Source organism: Eisenbergiella sp. OF01-20 (assembly GCF_003478085.1).
Taxonomy (GTDB): domain Bacteria; phylum Bacillota; class Clostridia; order Lachnospirales; family Lachnospiraceae; genus Eisenbergiella.
The window spans coordinates 1-1,898 of sequence record NZ_QUES01000085.1 but is presented as its reverse complement, the minus strand read 5'-3'; the positions used below and the strand labels follow the sequence as shown (position 1 = coordinate 1,898).

Genomic DNA, 1,898 nt, shown 5'->3' with positions numbered 1-1,898 from the left:
AATCGGGTAGGAGGTAAATAATTATTTTATTTACCGTCCTCCCACACCACCGTACGTACGGTTCCGTATACGGCGGTTCTTTAGTTTTCACAAACTGTTAGATAATAGTCAAGTAGGGATGTATATCCCAGCTTGGCTATGATTTTGTTTGAAAAGACTTGGTTTAGCACCTGTGCCATTCTCCAATATCCTTTTCTGCTACAGGCTAGTTCCTTGGCTTTCCAATGTTCTATACCGAGTGCTTTTAACATTCGGTATCTCGTTTTGATTTTCTTCCATTGTTTCCAGTAGACCGCTCTGATTCTTCGCCTTGCCCATTCATCTGTACTTTTGAGAAGTCCCTTCATATCTGCTAGTCTAAAGTATTCCACCCATCCCCGCACATACTGTTGGTATTTATCTTCTCTGGCAGCATTACTCATCCCATTCTTTCTGTCCGTCAGCACTCTGATTCTATCCTTCATCTTGTTTACTGATTTAGAATGTACTCTGAATCTGCACTTGCCTTTGTATCTATAAAAACTATATCCAAGATACTCAACCTTGCTGATGTGTGCCACTTTTGTTTTCTTCCTATTTACTTTTAGGAACAGTTTTCCTTCAATGTAAGGAAGTATGTTTTCCAAGGTTCTTTCGGCGCTCTTTTTGCTCTTACAGAAAATCATACTATCATCTGCATAACGGACAAATCTATGACCTCTGCGCTCAAGTTCCCTGTCCAACTCATTCAGCATAACGTTACTGAGCAATGGACTTAATGGTCCACCTTGTGGCATACCTATTTCCGATTTTTCAAACATTCCGTCTGCAATAACACCAGCATTGAGATACTTGTGTATGAGAGAAATCAGCCTGCCATCTTTAATGGTTCTTCCCAACACCTCAATCAGTTTACTTATGTTTACCGTGTCAAAGAACTTCTCCAAGTCCATATCCACCACGTATACATAGCCATCATTTACGTTCTTTTGGCATTGTTTGAGGGCACTATGTGCCCCTCTTTTGGGGCGAAATCCAAAACTGTTTTCCGAGAACTGCTCCTCGAAGATCGGTGTAAGTTCCTGGGTGATTGCTTGTTGTATCACTCTGTCAACCACTGTTGGAACTCCTAGCTTCCGAAACTCGCCTTTTGTTTCTTTGGGTATTTCTACCCTTCGAACCGGGTTTGGTTTGTATTTACCATCCCTTATCTCCTGAATTAGGGTTTCTTGGTTTTCTCTTAGGAAAGGCAGAAGTTCATCCACCTGCATACCGTCCATTCCACCTTTTCCCTTGTTTGATTTTACTCTCTTATAGGCCTTGTTAAGGTTATCCTTCCGCAAAATCAAATCCAAAAGATTGCTCGCCCAATAGTCTGTGATGATACCGCTCTTTTCAGTAATCTTCCCGTAGTCGAACTCTTCCGCATACTCTTTCTGTTCCGCAGATACCATTTGCAGATAGTCCTCAATATGAAGTTGTCTGTTCTTAAACCTACTTTCAGTTACATTCATTGCTTGTATCTCCTAAAGTTCGGCCCTTCGCCAACAAATGCATTTATTGGTTTACTATGGCTTCTGCTGACTTCTCGCCATTCGTTATTACTCACGAATTTCATACTCTGTTTCCATCCGCTGACGAGACCTCCCTGGGTACCACACGTCACTTTCTCTCCATGCATCTGCCACATTTACTACAGTTAATTCCGAGTAGTTATTGGACTTTAGTTTGTTGTGCAACCTTATCCTTAACTATAGCCTGATGTGATTTCTGTTCGTCAGACCGGAGATTTGCCTCCACCTTCCTTCAGATTCCACCTCACGATGGACACCCTTGGTCTTGGCTGTATCCTTCCCACTACTAGGGCGGATTAGGAACTTTCATCCATTAGCGACGTGCGCCGCCAGGCGCACACAAAA

Annotated in this window: 1 protein-coding gene; it reads right to left on the bottom strand. The window is 42.4% G+C overall.

Features of this window, described 5'->3' with window-relative positions:
* Positions 1–80 precede the first annotated feature (80 nt).
* Positions 81–1,493, bottom strand: a complete 1,413-nt coding sequence (gene ltrA / locus DXA36_RS32505) for a group II intron reverse transcriptase/maturase (protein WP_118683629.1) — start codon at positions 1,491–1,493, stop codon at positions 81–83.
* Positions 1,494–1,898 lie beyond the last annotated feature (405 nt).